Annotated in this window: 13 protein-coding genes and 1 riboswitch; of the genes, 9 read left to right on the top strand and 4 right to left on the bottom strand. The window is 44.3% G+C overall.

Features of this window, described 5'->3' with window-relative positions; all coding sequences use genetic code 11:
• The 5 genes from dnaA to LDO37_RS00025 all read left to right on the top strand — a co-directional run bounded on the left by dnaA (position 1) and on the right by LDO37_RS00025 (position 6,926).
• Complete coding sequence (dnaA, locus tag LDO37_RS00005) at positions 1-1,401, top strand: chromosomal replication initiator protein DnaA (protein ID WP_126609536.1); 1,401 nt, start codon at positions 1-3, stop codon at positions 1,399-1,401.
• Positions 1,402-1,416: 15 nt separating this feature from the next.
• Positions 1,417-2,517 (top strand): DNA polymerase III subunit beta, encoded by a 1,101-nt coding sequence (dnaN, locus tag LDO37_RS00010; protein WP_126609535.1) that lies wholly within the window; start codon positions 1,417-1,419, stop codon positions 2,515-2,517.
• A gap of 12 nt (positions 2,518-2,529) precedes the next feature.
• Positions 2,530-3,609, top strand: a complete 1,080-nt coding sequence (gene recF / locus LDO37_RS00015) for a DNA replication/repair protein RecF (RefSeq protein WP_101114897.1) — start codon at positions 2,530-2,532, stop codon at positions 3,607-3,609.
• Between the two features lie 14 nt (positions 3,610-3,623).
• The gene (gene gyrB / locus LDO37_RS00020; RefSeq protein WP_126609534.1) at positions 3,624-6,041 is read left to right on the top strand and encodes a DNA topoisomerase (ATP-hydrolyzing) subunit B; all 2,418 of its coding nucleotides are present in this window, start codon (positions 3,624-3,626) and stop codon (positions 6,039-6,041) included.
• Between the two features lie 450 nt (positions 6,042-6,491).
• Positions 6,492-6,926 carry an Hsp20 family protein gene (locus tag LDO37_RS00025; RefSeq protein ID WP_101114901.1) on the top strand — a complete coding sequence of 145 codons (435 nt, stop codon included), beginning with the start codon at positions 6,492-6,494 and terminating at the stop codon, positions 6,924-6,926.
• A 72-nt stretch (positions 6,927-6,998) separates the two neighbouring features.
• Here LDO37_RS00025 and LDO37_RS00030 read toward each other — a convergent pair whose 3' ends face one another.
• Positions 6,999-8,249, bottom strand: coding sequence for a valine--pyruvate transaminase (locus LDO37_RS00030; RefSeq protein WP_126609533.1), 1,251 nt, complete (start codon positions 8,247-8,249; stop codon positions 6,999-7,001).
• A 382-nt stretch (positions 8,250-8,631) separates the two neighbouring features.
• Between LDO37_RS00030 and LDO37_RS00035 the strand changes: the two genes are divergently transcribed.
• Positions 8,632-9,009 carry a hypothetical protein gene (locus tag LDO37_RS00035; protein WP_126609532.1) on the top strand — a complete coding sequence of 126 codons (378 nt, stop codon included), beginning with the start codon at positions 8,632-8,634 and terminating at the stop codon, positions 9,007-9,009.
• 121 nt (positions 9,010-9,130) lie between these two features.
• Positions 9,131-9,496, top strand: coding sequence for a hypothetical protein (locus LDO37_RS00040; protein ID WP_126609531.1), 366 nt, complete (start codon positions 9,131-9,133; stop codon positions 9,494-9,496).
• Between the two features lie 64 nt (positions 9,497-9,560).
• On the opposite strand, the gene glyS is transcribed toward LDO37_RS00040, so the two are convergent.
• The gene (glyS, locus tag LDO37_RS00045) at positions 9,561-11,627 is read right to left on the bottom strand and encodes a glycine--tRNA ligase subunit beta (RefSeq protein WP_126609530.1); all 2,067 of its coding nucleotides are present in this window, start codon (positions 11,625-11,627) and stop codon (positions 9,561-9,563) included.
• A 2-nt stretch (positions 11,628-11,629) separates the two neighbouring features.
• A complete protein-coding gene (glyQ, locus tag LDO37_RS00050; protein WP_101115431.1) occupies positions 11,630-12,547 on the bottom strand; it encodes a glycine--tRNA ligase subunit alpha in 918 nt (305 codons plus the stop codon).
• 220 nt (positions 12,548-12,767) lie between these two features.
• A riboswitch (yybP-ykoY riboswitch) is annotated at positions 12,768-12,899 on the top strand.
• A gap of 91 nt (positions 12,900-12,990) precedes the next feature.
• Between glyQ and LDO37_RS00055 the strand changes: the two genes are divergently transcribed.
• Together LDO37_RS00055 and LDO37_RS00060 are read left to right on the top strand one after the other, a co-directional pair.
• Positions 12,991-13,557, top strand: a complete 567-nt coding sequence (locus tag LDO37_RS00055) for a TMEM165/GDT1 family protein (protein ID WP_126609548.1) — start codon at positions 12,991-12,993, stop codon at positions 13,555-13,557.
• A gap of 88 nt (positions 13,558-13,645) precedes the next feature.
• Positions 13,646-13,903, top strand: a complete 258-nt coding sequence (locus LDO37_RS00060; RefSeq protein ID WP_101115434.1) for a hypothetical protein — start codon at positions 13,646-13,648, stop codon at positions 13,901-13,903.
• Between the two features lie 372 nt (positions 13,904-14,275).
• Here the strand turns inward: LDO37_RS00060 and tusA are convergent, their stop codons facing one another.
• Positions 14,276-14,524 carry a sulfurtransferase TusA gene (tusA, locus tag LDO37_RS00065; RefSeq protein ID WP_101115430.1) on the bottom strand — a complete coding sequence of 83 codons (249 nt, stop codon included), beginning with the start codon at positions 14,522-14,524 and terminating at the stop codon, positions 14,276-14,278.
• Positions 14,525-14,530: the final 6 nt, after the last annotated feature.

The raw sequence follows: 14,530 nt of genomic DNA on the forward strand, positions 1-14,530 counted from the left end.
GTGTCATCTTCGCTTTGGTTGCAGTGTCTGCAACAGCTACAAGAAGAGCTACCAGCGACTGAATTTAGCATGTGGGTCAGACCGCTTCAGGCGGAGCTCAATGACAATACCCTGACTTTGTTCGCCCCTAACCGTTTTGTGCTTGATTGGGTACGTGACAAGTACTTCGACAACATCAATCGCCTGCTTCTGCAATTTTGTGGGAATGATATTCCTAGCCTTCGTTTTGAAGTCGGCAGTCGCCCTGTTTCTGCACCCGCACCCGCTGCTCGCTCAAAAGCCGATGTCGCAGCTGAATCGTCTGCACCAGCGCAGCTTCAAGCGCGTAGACCTGTACACAAAACTTGGGAAAATGAAAATGAAGTGGTGGACATCAATCACCGCTCTAATGTGAATATTAAGCATAAATTCAATAACTTCGTTGAAGGTAAGTCGAACCAGTTAGGTTTGGCAGCAGCGCGTCAGGTGGCGGATAACCCTGGAGCAGCGTATAACCCACTGTTTCTATACGGCGGTACGGGCTTAGGTAAAACCCACTTGCTCCATGCTGTGGGTAATGCCATTGTGGATAACAAGCCCAATGCGAAAGTGGTGTACATGCACTCTGAGCGTTTCGTTCAAGATATGGTAAAAGCGCTGCAAAACAATGCGATTGAAGAATTTAAGCGTTACTACCGTAGCGTTGATGCATTGTTGATAGATGACATTCAGTTTTTTGCTAACAAAGAGCGTTCTCAAGAAGAGTTTTTTCATACGTTCAACGCATTGTTAGAAGGCAACCAGCAAATCATCCTAACTTCTGACCGTTACCCTAAAGAAATTAATGGGGTAGAGGATCGGTTGAAATCTCGCTTTGGCTGGGGTTTAACCGTTGCGATTGAGCCGCCGGAGTTAGAAACCCGTGTTGCTATTTTAATGAAGAAAGCGGAAGACCATCAAATTCATCTCGCCGATGAAGTCGCGTTTTTCATTGCGAAACGCTTGCGTTCTAATGTTCGTGAGCTGGAAGGTGCGCTAAACCGTGTTATTGCGAATGCCAATTTTACAGGTCGCCCGATCACTATCGATTTTGTTCGTGAAGCGCTGCGCGATTTATTAGCATTGCAAGAAAAGCTGGTTACGATCGACAACATCCAGAAAACTGTCGCCGAATACTACAAGATTAAAGTAGCGGATTTGCTATCTAAGCGCCGCTCACGCTCCGTTGCTCGTCCTCGTCAATTAGCAATGGCGCTTTCCAAAGAGCTCACCAACCATAGTTTGCCTGAAATTGGGGATGCCTTTGGTGGTCGTGACCATACCACGGTGCTACACGCTTGCCGCAAGATAGAGCAGCTTCGTGAAGAGAGTCATGATATAAAAGAGGACTATTCAAACCTAATTAGAACCTTATCGTCATAAGGCAAAGAGATACCAATGAAATTTACCATCGAACGCAGCCACCTGATCAAACCGTTACAACAAGTTTCTGGCGCTCTGGGTGGACGCCCCACGTTACCTATTTTGGGTAATTTGCTTCTGAAAGTCGAAAACAACGTGCTGTCATTAACCGCGACTGACCTTGAAGTCGAGTTGGTAGCAAATGTTGCGTTGGAAGGCGATTTTGAAGCGGGCAGTACAACTGTTCCTTCTCGTAAATTTCTGGATATCTGTCGAGGTTTACCAGACGACGCAATCATCACTGTTGTGATGGAAGCGGATCGTGTTCAAGTGCGCTCAGGTCGAAGCCGTTTTTCTCTATCAACTTTGCCTGCGAGTGACTTCCCGAATATTGAAGATTGGCAAAGCGAAGCGGACATTACGCTTTCTCAGCAAGAGCTGCGAAGCTTGATTGAAAAAACGCAGTTTTCAATGGCGAACCAAGATGTTCGTTATTATCTGAATGGTATGCTATTTGAAATCGAAGGAACGACGCTTCGTTCTGTGGCAACAGACGGTCACCGTATGGCGGTTTCACAAACTCAGCTTGCATCAGAATTACCAAATCAACAAATTATCTTGCCTCGCAAAGGCGTTCAAGAGCTCGTTAAGCTGTTGGATGCACCAGAAGCCGAGGTGACTTTGCAAATAGGCAATGCCAACTTACGTGCGGCTGTGAATAACTTTACTTTCACCTCTAAATTGGTGGATGGTCGATTCCCAGACTACCGTCGAGTTATGCCGCAAAGCAGTAACAAAACATTAGAAGCGCCATGTGATGAGTTAAAACACGCATTTTCTCGCGCAGCCATTCTGTCGAACGAAAAGTTCCGTGGTGTACGTGTGAACTTCATTGGCAATGAAATGCGCATTACTGCCAACAACCCAGAACAAGAAGAAGCGGAAGAAGTGCTTGATGTTTCTTTTGACGGCGACGACTTGGAAATCGGGTTTAATGTCAGCTATGTTTTGGATGTATTGAATACCCTTCGCTGCGATAAAGTGCGAATCTCAATGTCTGATGCGAATGCCAGTGCACTGATTGAGAATGCCGATGATGACAGCGCCATGTATGTGGTGATGCCAATTCGCTTATAGTGGATTGGGTTTATGCCACTCACCAGACTGATTGTTCAGACATTTCGTAATATTGAAGCCTGTGACGTTGAACTGTCACCAGGCTTTAATTTTCTTATTGGCCCTAATGGCAGTGGGAAAACCAGCATCATCGAAGCGATTTATTTGCTTGGGCATGGGCGTTCATTTAAAAGCTCTTTGACGGGAAGAGTTATCCAAAACGACTGTGATGAACTCTTCGTACATGGTCGTTTTTTGAACCAGGATCAATTTGAGCTGCCAATTGGCATTAATAAGCAGCGCGACGGCTCAACAGAGGTTAAAATAGGCGGTCAGTCTGGACAAAAATTAGCGCAGTTAGCTCAGGTTTTACCTTTGCAATTGATCCATCCAGAAGGGTTTGAATTGCTGACGGACGGTCCAAAGTTTCGTCGTGCATTTATCGACTGGGGGGTTTTCCATACTGAATCTCATTTTTATGATGCATGGGGAAGATTCAAGCGGCTCAACAAGCAGCGAAATGCGTTACTGAAAACCGCCACCCATTATAAAGAGCTCAGTTATTGGGATCAGCAAATGGCAACGCTGGCTGAAAACATCAGTCAATGGCGACAAGAATACGTTGAAAACATGAAGAAAGTGGCAGAAGAAATCTGTCGCACATTTTTGCCAGAATTTGATATCCAATTGAAGTATTATCGAGGGTGGGACAAAGATACACCTTATCAGGATATCCTCGAAAACAACTTCGAACGTGATCAGTCACTTGGCTACACATTCAGTGGACCTAACAAAGCTGATTTGAAAATCAAAGTGAATGGAACGCCCGTTGAAGACGTTTTATCACGCGGTCAATTGAAACTCATGGTCTGTGCGCTGAGAGTCGCGCAGGGGCAGCATTTGACTCAAATGACAGGAAAGCAGTGTATCTACCTGATAGATGATTTTGCTTCTGAATTAGATAGCCAACGTCGACAGCGTCTTGCAGACTGCTTGAAATCGACGGGGGCACAAGTATTTGTAAGCTCTATTACTGAGAGCCAAGTCGTTGATATGCTCGACGATAATGGCAAAATGTTTCATGTGGAACATGGCAAAATAGAGCAAGGATAAAAAGAGAGTAACTCATGTCAGAAAATTACGATTCATCGAGTATTAAAGTACTGAAGGGTCTGGATGCGGTTCGTAAGCGTCCGGGTATGTACATCGGCGACACTGACGATGGCACCGGTTTACACCACATGGTCTTTGAGGTGGTGGATAACTCTATTGATGAAGCGTTAGCAGGTCACTGTAATGACATCATTGTGACTATTCATGAGGACAGCTCAGTCTCGGTACGTGATGACGGCCGTGGTATCCCAACAGAAATGCACCCTGAAGAGAACGTATCAGCAGCCGAAGTTATCATGACGGTACTTCACGCTGGTGGTAAGTTCGATGACAACTCGTATAAAGTCTCGGGTGGTCTACATGGTGTAGGTGTTTCTGTAGTAAATGCACTGTCTAAACAGGTAACGCTCACCATTCAACGTGGGGGTGAAATCCATACTCAAACATACCATCATGGTGAGCCTCAAGCGCCACTAGCTGTGATTGGTAAGACAGAGAATACGGGTACTGAAATCCGTTTTTGGCCAAGTGAAGAAACTTTCACGAATATTGAATTTCATTACGATATTTTGGCAAAACGCCTACGTGAACTTTCGTTCCTAAACTCTGGTGTATCCATCAAATTGATTGATGAGCGCGAAGAAGAAAAAATGGATCACTTCATGTTTGAAGGTGGTATCCAAGCGTTTGTTGAGCATCTAAATACCAATAAAACACCGATTATTCAAAAGATATTCCACTTTGATTTTGAGCGCGAAGACGGCATTACGGTCGAAGTTGCCATGCAGTGGAATGATGGTTATCAAGAGAACATTTACTGTTTCACCAATAACATTCCTCAGCGTGATGGTGGTACTCACTTAGCCGGATTCCGTGCTGCTCTGACACGTACGCTAAATAGCTTCATGGACAAAGAAGGCTTCTCGAAGAAGGCGAAAACCTCAACTTCTGGAGATGATGCTCGTGAAGGTCTAACGGCTATTGTTTCAGTAAAAGTACCCGATCCGAAGTTCTCTAGCCAAACCAAAGATAAACTGGTTTCTTCCGAGGTGAAGTCTGCAGTTGAATCTGCAATGGGTGAGAAACTGTCTGAGTTCCTTGTTGAGAACCCAGGTGAAGCGAAGATTGTATGTACCAAGATTATTGATGCAGCGCGAGCTCGTGATGCAGCGCGTAAAGCACGTGAAATGACTCGTCGTAAAGGTGCATTGGATTTAGCCGGTCTGCCTGGTAAATTAGCGGATTGTCAGGAAAAAGACCCGGCACTCTCAGAACTATACATAGTGGAGGGTGACTCTGCGGGCGGTAGTGCCAAGCAGGGTCGTAACCGTAAGAACCAAGCAATTTTGCCGCTTAAAGGTAAAATCCTTAACGTTGAAAAAGCACGCTTCGACAAAATGCTGTCTTCTCAAGAAGTAGCAACACTTATTACTGCTCTCGGCTGTGGTATTGGTCGTGACGAATACAACCCAGATAAGTTGCGTTACCACAACATCATCATCATGACCGATGCCGATGTCGATGGTTCTCACATCCGTACGCTTCTACTCACATTCTTCTACCGTCAAATGCCAGAGCTAATTGAGCGCGGCTACGTGTACATTGCTCAGCCACCACTTTACAAAGTGAAGAAAGGCAAGCAAGAACAGTACATTAAAGATGAAGATGCGATGAGCCAGTATCAAGTTTCTTTGGCTCTAGATAATGCGTCACTTCACGTAAATGCTGAAGCGCCAGCGCTAGCGGGTGAAGCATTGGAGAAACTGGTTCAGCAGTACAATGCGGGTATCAAATTAGTGGATCGCATGAGCCGTCGCTACCCACATGCATTGGTGCATGAATTTATTTATGTACCTCGTTTAAGTGCAGAGCAATGCCAAGATACATCAGCTGTAGAAGCTTGGGGTAAACGCCTCGTAGAACAGCTTAACGAAAAAGAAGTGGGCGCAAGCCAATACAGCTTGGAAATCGAAAAACACGAAGAGTTAGGCATTAGTCTACCAAAGATCGTGGTGCGTACTCACGGTGTTACTCATGAGCATGTGCTAAGTGTCGATTTGTTTAATTCGAAAGAATACGGCAAGTTAGCGGAGCTATCTGAATCGCTAGAAGGGCTTATTGAAGACGGTGCGTACATTAAGCGTGGTGAACGTACTCAGCCTGTAGTGAGCTTCGTTGAAGCGCTTAATTGGTTAATCAAAGAGTCTCGCCGTGGTTTAAGCCTACAGCGATACAAAGGTCTAGGTGAGATGAACCCAGATCAGCTTTGGGAGACCACGATGGACCCAGAAACACGTCGCATGATGCAAGTGACCATCGAAGATGCAGTTGGTGCGGATCAGTTGTTTACCACATTGATGGGTGATCAGGTTGAGCCGCGTCGTAACTTCATTGAAGAGAATGCATTAAAAGTCGCCAACCTAGACGTTTAGATCTATTTCTCTTCGCTAGATGAACTTATTTCTATGTCGAAGGTGCTCATTTATGTTTATAAACTCCGCACCTTCTCCTCGAACTAAGCTCATCCAGCTTTGATAAATACACGATACTACTTTAAAGACTGCCTTATTAGGTGGTCTTTTTCTTTTTTAACCCTATGATAAATAATATATTTAAAAATATTTTTGTTTTTTCTCTTGAAAGATTAGACGACTATCCACATATCTAGTTTTGAGAGAACGCCGTAAGGGTCTCTTAAAACGCTTGTCCAGTTTGCGTCTCGCCAAGAGGGCTAAAGAGAGCAAACAAATACGGAAAGCACACAATTTAACTTTTGTTAGCGACCATGTCCCCGTGCAACCATTGCCAGTGGAATGGTAAGACTGACTCCTTGGCACCAAATTAAAATTGCCAAGGCTATTGCTTATCATAAGGATAGTATTATGCGTAATGTAGATTTCACTCCCCTATACCGTAACGCCATTGGTTTTGACCGTTTGTTAAATCTGATGGAAACCAACAATGCCAAGAATTCTTCTGGCGGCTACCCTCCATACAACATCGAGCAAAAAGATGAAAACAACTACCGTATTACTATGGCGGTGGCAGGTTTTGCTGATGAGCATTTAGACATCACTCAGAAAGAAAACATGCTGATTGTACGTGGTGAGCGTCAAGCCGAAGAAGGGAAAAATTACGTTTATCAAGGCATTGCTGAGCGCGACTTTGAACGTAAATTCCAGTTAGCTGATTATGTAAAAGTGGTTGGTGCAACCATGGAAAATGGTTTGCTGCACGTCGACCTAGAGCGCGAAATCCCTGAAGCGATGAAGCCTCGTAAGATTGCTATTAACGGCAAAAACATCATCGAAAGCTAAGATATTGGTATTAGCCTTTAAATAGTAAAACGCCCGCGTCTGCGGGCGTTTTCATTTTGTATTGAAACTGTATTATTTGCCGTCGTAGGCTTTTTTTATCTCTTCAGCAATCACAGCAATACCTTTTTGCATTGCTTCATCATCTTGCACGTAGTTCATGCGTAAACATTGATGAGCATGATCCCATTCGTCTTTCTGACCAATAAAGAAATACTCACCTGGAACAATCAGAACGCCTCGATCTTTCAGACGTTGATACAACTCCATTGTGGTAATAGGTAACTCATCAAACCACAGCCATAAGAAGATCGCGCCTTCTGGTTTGTGAATACGAAAACGTGGGTCATCGATAGTATCTTGAAGAAGCTGGACGGCGCGCTGAGATTTCTGTTGATAGAAAGGTTTGATGGTGTTTTGGCTTAGGTCAAGTAAATCACCGGATTCAATCATGTGCTTACCTAGCGCTGGACCTAAACTTCCTGGCGCCAAGCTGATTATGCCATTCATGTTGGCAAGCGCTTGAGTAACCTCTTCATTCGCAATCACAATGCCACAACGGAGCCCCGGCAATCCGAGCTTAGACATACTCATGCAAAGGATGGTGTTGTCATTCCAAAATGGCGTCACGTCTTCAAAAATAATGTTTGGGAAAGGGGTGCCATAAGCGTTATCGATAATCAGTGGAATATTGTTGTCCCGTGCTAGTTTATCCAGTTTGCGCACTTCTTCATCTGTTAACACATTGCCCGTTGGATTTGTTGGTCTTGATGCGCAAATCGCTGCGATAGACTCATCTACTTTTAACTGTTCAAAATCCACATGATATTTGAACATGCGGTTATCCAACATTTCGATTTCGGGGTGGTAAGACACGAAAATATCATCGTCAATGCCCGCATCACCGTAACCTATGTACTCGGGTGCAAGAGGAAGTAATATTTTTTTGTGCGAGCCGTCGGCATGTTGACCAGCAAATAGGTTAAAAAGATAGAAAAAGCCACTTTGGCTACCATTGGTTAGGCTGATGTTTTTTTCTGAAACGTCCCATCCATAAGTCTCTTTTAGCATAGAAGCTAATGCTGAAATGAACGCATTTTTTCCTTGGGGACCGTCATAGTTAGCCATTGAGGCAACCAGTTCTCCATTCTCCAGCATGCTGGCGCTGGCTTGGTGAAAATATTCGAGCATCGCAGGAATGGCGGCAGGGTTACCACCTCCGAGCATGATGGCGCCTGGCGTACGGAGGCCATCGTTTAAGTCATCCATTAGCTGGGTAATACCTGAATATCGATTAAATTTTTCACCAAATGTAGAGAACTGCATTACTTCTTTTCCTAAATATTTTTTGTATTTTCTGTCATATGCCGTGTGTAGCGACTGAATTGCTATTGCTTGCCATTCAGCGCTGATACTTATGTTGATAATTTGTTGTGCAAGACTGCTCAACATACATTATCGAAACAGGAAGTAAAAGAGGGGAAGAAGCTTTGTTTTTCAACGAGGAAATGTGAGGTTAAATAGTACAGATATGTTAGCGCTATAAGGTATCGATTCACGCACAATTAATCGTGATTGTTAAGGGATAGTAAGTACGAAACAACTAATGGATATGTGTAATTCAAGGTTTTTATTTAATGGTTCTGCAAGAGTGTTGATGTGTACTGAAATATAATTTTCAACATACTAATCATAGATTTGGACTGTCATGAAACACCAATTTTTACTCACATCACTTGCTGCTCTCGCATTGTCTGCTTGTAGTGTAACCAACTACCAAGCGGCCCAACCAACTGCAGCACCTCAAGACATAAAAGAAGCCAGAGTTAAGCTGAGCGGTATAGACAATATGAAGGTCACGGATGACGGTTATATTACGTATTTTGAATCCGTACCTCATGGCTACATGTGGGACACACAGGTTATTAAACAGATGAGCCAAGAAGGAGCATGCGAAAATCTGTATGACTTCTTAGAGCTTGGCTTTGTAGTGAAAATTGGCTTTAAAGGTGAAGGTGGTCGAGAAGAGCACTTTGATTTAGCTCGTTGCAATGCGGAAGAAACAAACCAAAGAGACAAAGCCTAACAATCCCTTAGAATTGTGACTTTGGAGGAAGAGTTAAACGTATTATTGAGAGATATAACAATTAAATTTCACATATTAAAAATATAATTTAACTTTAAAATTATAAAGTTAAAGTGTGAATATGAAACTAAGAACATTAACTGTTATATCTTCATTATTGTTAGCTGCATGTAGTGTAAATAACTATCAGGCTACCAAACCTTCCGCTTCTGAAAAAGACATCGAAATAGCGAAAGAGTCACTGGCACATATACCAAACCTAACGGTAACTGATGAAGGTTATATCGAGTATATTAAGTCTCTTCCTGGTGGAAGTGGTTACTTTTGGAAAACAACAACCATCAATAAAATTAGCAAAGAATGGTCGTGCCAACATGCGTATAAGTTTTTGGAAAGAGGCTTTGTGACGCGTATGTTCTTTAAAGGTCAGGGTGGTCGTGAAGAGTACTTCGACAAAGCACGTTGTGACGCGGAAGAAACAAATTGATTCCCTCTTGTTAATAAACAAAAAAGGAAGCCATCTGGCTTCCTTTTTGATATTTAAACCTGAGTTATTTCTGCAGAAGAGAAATATCCGCAATTTGTAGGAACAGGTTACGTAAGTTGTTCAGTAGCGTTAGACGATTCTTCTTCAGAGCTTCGTCATCTGCCATTACCATTACGTTGTCGAAAAACGCATCCACTGGCTCACGTAGATCAGCAAGCTTATTGAGGGCTTCTTGGTAGTTGCCCGTTGCGAATGCTGGCTCTAGTGCTTCCGTCATTACTTCGACGTTTTCAGCCAGTGCTTTCTCGGCATCTTCCTGAAGCAATACGAGATCGATATCTGAAGCAAGTTCCCCATCGAATTTCGCAAGGATGTTACCTACACGCTTGTTCGCTGCCGCTAGTGCTTCTGCTGCTTCCAGTTCACGGAAGTGAGAAACGGCTTTAACACGTTGGTCAAAGTCAGCTGGCTTCGTTGGACGACGTGCTAATACCGCTTGAATGATATCAATACTGAAACCTTCATCTTGGTACCATGCGCGGAAACGACCTAGCATGAAATCAATAACGTCAGCTTCCACGTTGTCGTTGGTTAGCTTATCGCCTAATAGCGCTTTCGCTTTACCGATCAGATCGGTTAGGTCTAGGTTGTAGCCGTTTTCAACGATGATACGCAGTACACCCAGTGATGCACGGCGTAGAGCAAATGGATCGCTGCCTTTTGGTGCTTGACCAATACCGAAGATACCTACGATCGTGTCTAGTTTGTCTGCCATTGCAACTGCAGAAGAAATACCAGTACTTGGTAGGTCGTCACCAGCGAATCGAGGCATGTATTGCTCGTAAAGCGCTAATGCAACTTGCTCGTCTTCGCCATCGTGTGTGGCGTAGTGCATGCCCATTACACCTTGCGTATCCGTGAATTCGAATACCATCGATGTCATTAGGTCACACTTAGCCAGTAGACCTGCGCGCTTAGATTTCTCAACGTCGGCATCGATTTGCTCAGCAATGTAGCCAGCAAGTTCTGTGATGCGGTCTGTTTTGTCTTTGATAGTACCAAGTTGCTTCTGGAAGATGGCCTGGTCTAGTTCAGGAAGGCGGTCGATAAGCGGACGCTTGCGGTCTGTGTTGAAGAAGAATTCAGCATCGGCAAGACGTGGACGTACAACCTTCTCGTTACCTTCGATAACGTAGCGAGGCTCTTTAGATTCGATGTTCGAGACAAAGATGAAGTTAGGTAGTAGCTTCTTGTTGTCATCGTAAACAGGGAAGTACTTCTGGTCACCTTTCATGGTGTAAACCAACGCTTCAGAAGGGACTTTTAGAAACTCTTCTTCAAACTTCGCTGTGAGTACGACTGGCCATTCAACCAGAGACGTTACTTCTTCAACAAGATCATCTTCTAGGTCAGCAACACCACCCACAGCAGCTGCCGCTTTTTGCGAGTCAGCTAAAATGATGGCTTTACGCGCTTCGTAATCTGCCATTACTTTACCGCGCTCTTCTAGAATCGCCGGGTATTGCTCTGCAGAATCGATAGTGAACTCTTGCTCACCCATGAAGCGGTGACCACGGATAGTGCGGTCTGACGCTACGCCTAGGATCTCACCTTTAATGAGATCAGAGCCCATCAGCATAGTTAGTGTTTTAACTGGACGAATGAACTGAGTCGTTTTGTTGCCCCAGCGCATTGGTTTTGCGATAGGCAGGTTAGCTAGTGCTTTAGCAGCTAACTCAACAACGATTTCAGATGTCGCTTGACCTTTTACTTCTTGTTTGAATAGCAGCCATTCACCTTTATCTGTTTTAAGGCGATCAGCTTGTTCAACTGTGATGCCGTTACCACGAGCCCAACCTTGTGCAGCTTTGGTTGCGTTGCCTTCAGCATCAAATGCAACAGCAATTGCAGGACCGCGTTTTTCAACAACTTTGTCTTCTTGACCTTCAGCCAGTGCTGCCACTTTAAGTGCAAGACGGCGAGGCGCTGCGTACCATTTCACGCCTTCGTGCGTTAGGCTCGCACCTTTAAGTTCTGCTTCGAAGTTTGCTGCGAATGCTTCCGCTAGCGTACGAAGTTGCGTTGGTGGGAGCTCTTCCGTACCCAGTTCAATTAGAAATTCTTTAGCCATGATTATTTACCTTCCTTCTTACACATAGGGAAGCCAAGTGCTTCACGTGACGCGTAGTACGCCTGCGCAACAGACTTAGTTAGGTTGCGGATACGAAGGATGTAACGTTGACGCTCTGTTACAGAGATAGCTTTACGCGCATCAAGAATGTTGAATGCGTGACCAGCTTTTAGAATGCGCTCGTATGCAGGAAGCGGAAGAGGCTTCTCAAGCTCAAGCAGTTCTTTACACTCTTTTTCACACTGATCGAAGAAACCGAATAGGAAATCGACGTCGGCGTGCTCGAAGTTGTAAGTTGATTGCTCAACCTCATTTTGGTGGAAGATGTCACCGTAAGTCACTTTGCTGCCGTCTGGTGCGATGTTCCACACTAGATCGTAAACAGAGTCTACTTCTTGGATGTACATAGCTAAACGCTCGATACCGTAAGTGATCTCACCAGTCACAGGCTTACACTCAAGACCGCCAACTTGCTGGAAGTAAGTAAACTGAGTGACTTCCATACCGTTTAGCCATACTTCCCAACCTAAGCCCCATGCACCTAGCGTTGGGTTTTCCCAGTTATCTTCTACGAAGCGAATATCGTGAACCAGTGGATCGACACCAAGCACTTCAAGTGAGCCTAGGTACAACTCCTGAATGTTATCTGGAGAAGGTTTTAGCGCTACTTGGAATTGATAGTAGTGCTGCAGACGGTTCGGGTTTTCACCGTAGCGACCATCAGTCGGACGACGGGAAGGTTGAACGTATGCCGTAGACATTGGCTCAGGGCCAATTGCACGTAGACATGTCATTGGGTGAGAGGTGCCAGCACCTACTTCCATATCCAAAGGTTGTACAATCGTACAGCCGTTTTGAGCCCAATAATCCTGCAGCGCGAGGATCATTCCCTGGAAGGTTTTGATATCGTAATTTTGCATAGTCAGGTTCGCGCGATTCTTATGTATGATTTATTGAAAATAACCATTGAGTATACCCAGTTCTTTGCTTGCCGAGTAGAGGAAATATCGCTTAAACCCTGCTCAAAATGGTCATTTCATACCAAACTCGTCAGAACTCTCGCAAAATTGACATTTTATGAGCAAACAGAACGATCTATGAAATGTGTAACTTGCCATTATAAGAAGCAAATTCTACAATCAGATTGTCTTTGGGGAGTAGCTTCCCCGTCCTTCTTGGAAGCAGGACGGGATTGTACGTCAACATAATTGATGAAAACATCATGGCGTATGAGACTCAACCACCTAAAAATCATCACATTAGGTTGAGTTTAGCGAGACCATAGACAAGGTACGCAAACCAGGGGTGGGGCGTGGATCTTGTCTTTGGTTTTATTCAGATGCCCTACCCCATTGAGCATGTCGTGAGCGTTCTAGCTATATCCATTGCCAGTGTTACGCTGGCAGAGATTGGGGACAAAACCCAATTACTCTCTCTTATACTTGCCAGCCGGTATCGAAAGCCGGTGCCTATCGTGCTTGCTATCTTTTTGGCGACGTTATTGAACCATGCCCTTGCCGCATGGCTTGGCGTTGTTGTGGCGGATCATTTGACTCAAGACGTTTTGCGCTGGGTTGTGGTATTCAGCTTTCTAGCGATGGCTATATGGGTACTGATCCCAGACAAAATGGATGAAAATGAGGGGGATACTTCATTCCGAGGTCCTTTCGTTGCCAGCTTTATTGCGTTTTTTATCGCGGAAATAGGCGATAAAACACAGGTAGCGACGTCTATTCTTGGGGCGCAATTTTCAGAACATCTTCTTATGGTGATTATCGGTACGACCGTTGGCATGATGCTCGCCAATGTACCTGTTGTTATGATTGGCAAATTCAGTGGAGATAAATTACCTCTAGCTTTGATAAGAAAAGCCACGTGTGCACTCTTTGTTTTGCTGGCGATAGGCGCGCTTATATTTGGCACCGAGTAATCCATCGTATTTGTGAAAACAGACACATATTTCGATTTTGCTAAATGGTATTTTGCCTATGAAGAGTGTGGGGCAAGAGGGTAAAACCATGTTAACGCGCTATATGGGCATGACGCCGCAAAGTCAAAGCTATCTGTTTACTTGTGGATTAGGATTGACGCTACTGGGGATGGTGTTAACCGAGATGTGGCTGCCAATGGTGGTAGGTGCCATCATCATGACTGGGTTGGCTGTTGAATCTTGGATTCGGGTACAACATTTGATTCCTATTAGAAAAGAACTGCGAGAGCTGCATCATCAGATGGAACACATCCAGCATCAACTTCGTTCCAAAACAGAAGAATGAAATGTTAAATGAAGGGCAAACTTAGGTTCGCCTTTTTTGTATGCAATTCTTTAACGCTTTCGCTTTTAGTATTTGCTGCTTTATACCCAAGTAACCTCAAAATGCTTGTTTCAGCGAGAGTTAACTGGCTTTCAGGCAAGGCATCGATTTGAAGATCTAGTGGTTCTAAATCAAGAATCGATAACGAAGTATGAAAGCCAGTTAAACTCGCCCTTGGGAGCCCATATTCTGCCTCACTTCCTCGTCAAAGAACTTGGAAAGGACTCGTCATTCCACTGCGTTCTTTTCCTTGAATTGAAACAGAATATGAGGCTCTGAACCCTGCATCTTGAGGTCACTTGGGTATAAGTGTGATTGGAGCGGCAGAACGATTTAGTCCATTCCTTTTTTGATGAGATATTGGTAAGGCAGAGAATCAATCTGACTTCCTATTAACTGATGATCCATAAAACGACAAAAGCTCGGGATATCGCGAGTTGTTGAAGGGTCATCCGCCTTCACAAGCAATACATCTCCATTTTCCATGTTTCGAATGGTTTTTCTTACCATCATGACCGGTTCTGGGCAGCGAAGACCTTCAGCCTCCAGAATTTTGGTCGCAAGAGTCGGATCAAAAGTCATAGTTGT

Source organism: Vibrio penaeicida, assembly GCF_019977755.1.
Lineage (GTDB): Bacteria > Pseudomonadota > Gammaproteobacteria > Enterobacterales > Vibrionaceae > Vibrio > Vibrio penaeicida.